This window comes from Bacillus sp. JJ1521, from assembly GCF_036965165.1.
In the GTDB taxonomy this organism is placed as follows: domain Bacteria; phylum Bacillota; class Bacilli; order Bacillales; family Bacillaceae_L; genus Ferdinandcohnia.
The window spans coordinates 1-6,897 of sequence record NZ_JBALOX010000057.1; the positions used below are offsets into that span (position 1 = coordinate 1).

A 6,897-nucleotide genomic window follows, 5' to 3' on the forward strand; every position below is an offset into this window, starting at 1 on the left:
CCCCATTATTATTTATGAATACTTTTACTATACATGAAAACGAATCATCTCACAAAATATTTTATTGGAAGAAATAACGTGTATTAAAAGGAATTGATGAGTGAATGCAGAAATAAAATAGTTATGGGTTTTATTTTATTGACTAAGGATCAGCAGGGGAGCGGATTATATGAAAAAAAATATTTTAGTATTCGGTGGTACACGTTTTTTTGGACGGAAGTTAGTAGAGTTCTTACTTGAGGATGGGCATACTGTTTCAATTATCACTCGCGGTGTGTCGGGTAATCCATTTGGTGATCAAGTTGAGCATATTATCGCAGACCGTGAAAATAAAGAGGAACTTTTGGAAAAAGTAGGAGGTCGTACTTTTGACATTGTTTATGATAATATTTGTTATTCTCCCAATGCTGCTTATGCATTCTGTGAAATGTTCAATGGGAAGATTGGCAAACTAGTCTTTACTTCAACTCTTTCAACTTATACGGTGGGTGGGAAGGTAAAAAGTGAGAATGATTTTGATCCGTATACATATGAAATTAAGATGGGAGACAGCACAGATTTCACCTATGGAGAAGGAAAACGTCAGGCTGAAGCTGTTTTCTTTAAATACGCAACATTTCCAGTTGTTGCGGTGCGTTTCCCAATCGTAATGGGAGAGGATGACTATACTCGCCGTTTGAATTTTCATGTCGATCGAGTATCAAAAGGAGAGCCAATTGGTTTTGTCAATATGAATGCCGAAATGTCCTTCATTCAAGCTGCCGAAGCTGCCGAATTTTTAAAATGGGCAGGCATGACTGATGAAGTGGAAGGTCCGTATAATGCAACTGCTAACGGAAAAATTTCTTTAACAGATTTAATAAAATTGGTGGAAGAAGCCACGGGTAAAAAAGCAAATATCTCTATTACGGAGAATGAGGAAGTAATGTCTCCTTATGCGGTTGGAGATACATGGTATATGACAAATGAAAAAGCAACAAACCAAGGCTTCCAATTTTCTGACTTACATGATTGGTTAAAACCATTGATAGAGGCGATTGCAAAAAAGTGATAATCTCCATCCATCGGGTAGAAATGAAGTTTGGTAGTGCCATCAATTCAAGGCTTCCAGAAAGCATGGTGGTCGAACAGCTATATGAAAACAGAGTAAGGATATCTGGTTATTGACACCTAACGGGGAATATAGTTAGGTGTTTTCCACAACTATAAAAACTTTAGAAAATAGTTGTAAGACTATTCTTGTAATGACAAAATAGTTAAGAAGCCATCCGATAAAAGCATTTAACTTCCTTTTTTTAAACCACAATTTTTAAGATTGATTTAACCCTTTTAGGTGAAACACAAACCCGTGCTAGAATTAATCCATTTCAGGAGATTTCTATTTCAACTTTAATAAGATATTACGCAAGCCACCAATCAATCTTCGTGTTAGTTCCGAATCTAAAGATAAATGAATGAAAAACGAATACAGTGCCTGACCCCACTAAATTAAAGTGTTAAGAACTGCGGGGTGCAGGCACCTTTTCTTTTTTCCTCTCGCGATGATGTAATGCCAATAATACCCAGTTGTAATTTTTATCACCCCTCACAAACTAAAGTTAGTAAATTTGGGGTAAGGATGGGTGGCATGTACAACTATTATTTTTGGGGTTCACTTTTTGCAATATTCATGCTTACTAATAGTGAGATTGCTGTCGGGGATATGAATCTAGAACAACAGAGCCCATTTACAATTACGACATATCCTTCGACTTTAATAGAAGAAAATGAAGAATTAAAAAAACGAAATGTTTATCGACCAATGGCAACCATTTTTATTACCCCAACTACTTACAATTCAACAAAAACAACAATTACGACAGTCGAGCTAAAGAGGAAAATGCAAATCAAATCGATTACCATATTTGGCGAACGGCGGATGGTCCATCAACTATGAAAAGATTTACTTCCACGGATAAAGAACGTAACTTTTCATTTTTATTTGACACAAAGGAATTTTTAGCACTGCGTGGCGAATACCAGATTGAGGCATACATGGTCGACGAACAAGGAATCAAAAAGAAAATTGCTCAGCATACATTTTGTTTTGAACAAAGCGTACCAATTCTGATGTATCATGCCATCGATGAATTTAATGGAAAAGGCTTAAAAGGTTTATTTGTCTCACCTGCAAATTTTGAAGCGCAAATGAGGTATTTAAAAGAAAATGAATATACACTACTTACATTTGAGCAGTGGGATGAAAGGAATAAAGTGAACAAACCAATTTTGGTCACATTTGATGATGGAATGAAGAACAATATGAATGCACTCCGTATCCTGCAAGCTTTAGAAGATGAAAAATTCCTTCCTAGGGCTACTGAATTTGTTGTTGCAAATCGAATTGATACGTCTCCATATTGGTTATCATCAGAGGATATAAGAAATGGTGAGCTCTGGCATTTTCTCGATTCAATCCCATACAATGTCCCATGCGGATCTCCCGGTCATTTCAAATTACGATAATGAATTATATGCATCCAAACAAAAAATTGAAAATCTAACAGGTTATCCCGTGGTTGCAATCTCTTACCCTGCAGGTCAATTTAATAATAAGGTGGTTGACGAAACAAAAAACTATTATACATTTGCAGTCACGACAAAACCCGGTCAATTTATGAGTAATGGGCAACCGAACGAATTATTGCTTTTAAGACGTGTTCGAATTTCAAACGAAACGTCCCTTCGTCAATTCGCTTGGCTTGTGCGTTGAAACGAAAACTCCCCTTTAGAATTCTTTTGCTCTAAAGGGGAGCTTTGATTCAACTAATACTTTTCATTCATAAACGGTTCCTTTCCTTTTTCAATGAGGTATTGAAACCCATATAAAAGTAAGGAATCTATAAATAATAGGAGGGATAATTGAATTTTTTTCATTCGAACCAATGAAGCGATTCCCCATTTTGTCAGCCACTTATCAACTAATACAAAAGTAAAAATCGAATCGACTATCAAATTTAATATAAGGTATCGGAAAAAGTTCCCATAAGTCAATTTAAGGATCCACATTGATCCAATCATAAATGGACCCCATACAAAGGGGAAGGAGCCTGGTAATTTTGGGTGGAGCTTTTCATACCACCACCACCAAGTCCTTTTTTTCGCAACAACATTTTCCCACCTTGTGAATAGAGCCATGAATACACCCGCTGGCAGAAATCGTTTAACTGAATTTTTCCCCATTAAGAGAAGTGAAAGCCAAGAAATGATCAACATCAATATTAATAACATTTTGTTATATTTTATGAATTTCACCATTACAAACCCTCCAACAAAACCACATGTATGATTATTGTTTCATAACCCTTTGTACTTATGCATTCCTCAAAAATGTAAAGTTGGAACTGATTTGGAAATTTTGGCTGTATATCAAAATAATAAGTACCATAAAATAATTTGAAGAAAACAAATGAAAAACGGAGGTATTTTCCTTGGGTATTTTTAGTAAGTCAAAAAACATCCCCGATACATTAACCGCAGCCGAAGTATCCGCGCTCTGGATGCAATATTTGGGTGATAGTATGTCAATATGTATGCACAAATATTTTCTCTCCATTGTTAAAAACAAAGATATAAAACTAATATTAGAAGAAGCATTAAAATTGTCTGAGAGCCATATTTTGAAAATCACCGGATTTTTTAAACGTGCAAATTTTCAAATCCCAACTGGTTTTACTGAGCATGACGTAAATATTAATGCCCCGCGTTTGTTTTCTGACCAATTCTTACTTTTTTACAGCTATATTATGACCATACATGGGTTAACTGCTTATAGCCTGGCTATTACAAACACGGAACGACAAGACATTCAAAATTATTTTTTTGAATGCACGGAAACAAGTAAGGAATTGTTCCAAAAAATTGTGGAATTGGCTAAAAAGGAGCCAAAATTTACAAGTGTTCCTTCCGTACCTTCCCCTCTTGTGGCGAGGTTTGAAGAGTCACCTGGATTCATTGATAATTTAATTGGGGACAAAAGACCTCTAAATAGTTCGGAAATTAGCACTCTCTTCTTTAATTCAACAAAAACAGGATTTGTAAAGGCGTTAAGCTTGGCTTTTAGCCAGGTGGCTAAATTAGAAGAAGTCCGTGATTTTATGGTTAAAAACGTTAAATTAGCAGGTCAAGATGCTGAAAGTTTTGACGCCATATTGAAACAAGATCATTTAACAGTACCTGAAAAATGGGATATTGAGATTACTGATTCCATTGTAAGTCCATTTTCTGATAAGTTAATGATGTTTCATGCAGGGTTTCTAGTACATGCCGCTCTTACTTATTATGGTGCGTCGATAGGTTACAGCTTCAGGTCGGATATAATCTTAAACTATTCAAAAGTATTTAAGAACGCCATGAAAGCTGGAGCATTTTCTTACAATATTATGGTTAAACACAGATGGTTGGAAAAACAACCAGAAGCGATTGATAGAAAATCTCTGGCGAATGGTCAAAGAAAAGAAACGGATAATTAATGGGCCGATCTCCGCATATTGGGGGCCAGGCCCATTTTTCTGTCGACTAAAATATCTGTGTGACGACGCAAATAAGTGAGAACCGACGCAAATATGGGCTGTAGCCTTTAATCTGTACCCAAAAATTGACACCTGTCCCACAAATCTAATGTATACTGTAAATATCTAGTTAACTTTATTCAGTAGAAGTCCTCTACTATTATGATGGAATACATATATAATGAGGAAATTTTCAGTGAGGGGTTCAAACCCTGGCTGAAATTAAGGAACTCAGACTAAGAACACCACATCCTGTGGCAACGTCTTTATGACCCACATCGTGTGGGCCTAAAAATCGGGCGCAAATGCGCCAAGGCGCATTTGAATATAATAGGATAATCTTTTACAGGAGATTTACGATGAGATTAGATTGTTTGATTGTTGATGATGAAATTGCTTTAGCTGAAACAACAAGTGAATATTTTAATATGTTTGAGGTCAAAACGGCATTTGTGACAAGTGCGGAGGAGTGCGAACGTTTTATGGCGGAACATGAGCCCTCACTGATTCTTCTTGATATCAATCTTGGGGATTCTTCTGGATTTGATTTATGTAAAAAATTGCGCCAAACAACGCAGATTCCGATTCTATTTATTAGTGCGCGTTCCAGCGATGACGATGTGCTGATTGCACTAAACATAGGTGGAGACGATTACATACAAAAACCGTACACTCTAAGCATCTTACTAGCAAAAGTAAAAGCGGTGCTTAAAAGATTTGGCAGTGGCTCTAGTAACCAACAAGAAGTTTTGGAGTTTGGACAGATCCAGATTGACACAAAATTGCACCGTGTCAGAGTAAATGGTGTTGATGTTCAACTAAAAACGATGGAATATAAACTTCTATCTTATTTGGCAAAAAATAAAAATCGGATCCTAACAAAAGATGAATTGTTTCAAAATGTATGGGGCGATTCTTTTGTAGGGGATGGGACCCTAAATGTACATATCCGTCATTTACGTGAGAAAATTGAAGGTAATCCAAAGGACCCGCAATTTATAAAAACGGTATGGGGAACAGGGTATGTTCTTGAGGACATCAACCAATGAGAATCAAATTACTACTTGTAACGATACTGGTTATTTTTAGTGCAGGTATTTTCCTCACTGTACTAGTTATTAAGAATAAAAGTATTTCAGAAGTGGACCTTGTAGCCATAAATGATATGGTTAAAACTACCGAAAAAAATTGGGGACAAGTGAATGAAGACATTTATCGCAACAGGGACATAAAACAACCTTTTACGATTATTGACCACTTGGGAAATGTGATTTATCAAACACCAGACACTCAATTTATCGATTTATACGATTCCATCAAAAATCGAGACATATTTATAGATTTGAAGAAAAATAACGAGATTTTGGGAAAAATAGTTATCCATAATAACGATCAAGAAGTAGTGCAACAAATGAAAAGTGAACTGGTCACATCGATAAGCTTGATTTTTAGTTTAATAATGATTGTTAGTATCCTTTATATAATCTATATTTACAGAATGCTATTAAAACCATTTCAGCAGCTCCAAAATTTCGCAGCCAATGTGGCTAGGGGTAATCTAGATATACCTTTAAATATGGACAAGAACAATTACTTTGGTGCATTCACGGAAAGTTTTGATTTATTGCGTGAAGAATTAGGGAGTGCACGGCAAAGAGAATATGAATCCAACCGAAGTAAGAAGGAGCTTGTCGCTTCGTTAAGTCATGATATTAAAACGCCTGTTGCTTCAATTAAAGCAGTTAGTGAATTAATGCTCATGCAGACAAAGGATCATAAGGTGATCAAGCAAGTGAACACAATCTATTCGAAGGCAGATCAAATTGATTTACTGGTTACGGATATGTTTCATGCCACTTTAGAAGAACTGCAACAATTAAAATTAACAGTAACTGAAGTTTCGAGCGAAGTGCTTATTGGCATGATTGAGAATGTCAATTATAATCATCAAATCGTTTATGATCCAATGCCACAATGCATTATTTTAACAGATCCTCTACGTATGCAGCAGGTAATAGACAATGTTATTAGTAATTCATATAAATATGCAGGAACAAAGGTCATGATTAAATCTCAAATCCATCAGGGTTTTCTTGAGCTCCACATAATAGATTCCGGACCGGGGATTAGTGAAGAAGAATTACCGCTAATGTTCAATAAATATTACCGAGGTAAAAATGTTGAAGGCATGAATGGATCAGGCCTTGGGCTCTTTATATCGAAGTACTTTATGGAAAATATGTATGGTCAAATTAGCTGCTACAATCGAAAGGACGGTTTCACAGTTGTCTTGAAAATTAAGCTTGCTTAACTATATTCAGTCGGGACCCAAACCCCGACTGAAATT

At 35.9% G+C, this 6,897-nt stretch carries 5 protein-coding genes and 1 pseudogene; 5 read left to right on the forward strand and 1 reads right to left on the reverse strand.

Translation table 11 applies throughout. The annotated features are described in order from the left end of the window. The first annotated feature begins 169 nt into the window (after positions 1-169). A complete protein-coding gene (locus V7147_RS09160) occupies positions 170-1,051 on the forward strand; it encodes an NAD-dependent epimerase/dehydratase family protein (RefSeq protein ID WP_335367549.1) in 882 nt (293 codons plus the stop codon). 576 nt (positions 1,052-1,627) lie between these two features. Beyond that, positions 1,628-2,752: pseudogene (locus V7147_RS25190) on the forward strand (polysaccharide deacetylase family protein). A gap of 53 nt (positions 2,753-2,805) precedes the next feature. Here V7147_RS25190 and V7147_RS09180 read toward each other — a convergent pair. After that, positions 2,806-3,297: a hypothetical protein gene (locus tag V7147_RS09180; RefSeq protein WP_335367552.1), complete on the reverse strand. Its 492-nt coding sequence runs from the start codon at positions 3,295-3,297 to the stop codon at positions 2,806-2,808. A gap of 173 nt (positions 3,298-3,470) precedes the next feature. On the opposite strand from V7147_RS09180, the gene V7147_RS09185 reads away from it, so the two are divergent. The 3 genes from V7147_RS09185 to V7147_RS09195 all read left to right on the forward strand — a co-directional run bounded on the left by V7147_RS09185 (position 3,471) and on the right by V7147_RS09195 (position 6,861). Continuing rightward, positions 3,471-4,511: a DUF3231 family protein gene (locus V7147_RS09185; RefSeq protein ID WP_335367553.1), complete on the forward strand. Its 1,041-nt coding sequence runs from the start codon at positions 3,471-3,473 to the stop codon at positions 4,509-4,511. Positions 4,512-4,909: 398 nt separating this feature from the next. After that, positions 4,910-5,599 carry a response regulator transcription factor gene (locus V7147_RS09190; RefSeq protein WP_335367554.1) on the forward strand — a complete coding sequence of 230 codons (690 nt, stop codon included), beginning with the start codon at positions 4,910-4,912 and terminating at the stop codon, positions 5,597-5,599. After that, positions 5,596-6,861 carry a HAMP domain-containing sensor histidine kinase gene (locus tag V7147_RS09195; protein ID WP_335367555.1) on the forward strand — a complete coding sequence of 422 codons (1,266 nt, stop codon included), beginning with the start codon at positions 5,596-5,598 and terminating at the stop codon, positions 6,859-6,861. Before V7147_RS09190 ends, V7147_RS09195 begins: the two co-directional genes overlap by 4 nt. The last annotated feature ends 36 nt before the right edge of the window (positions 6,862-6,897 follow it).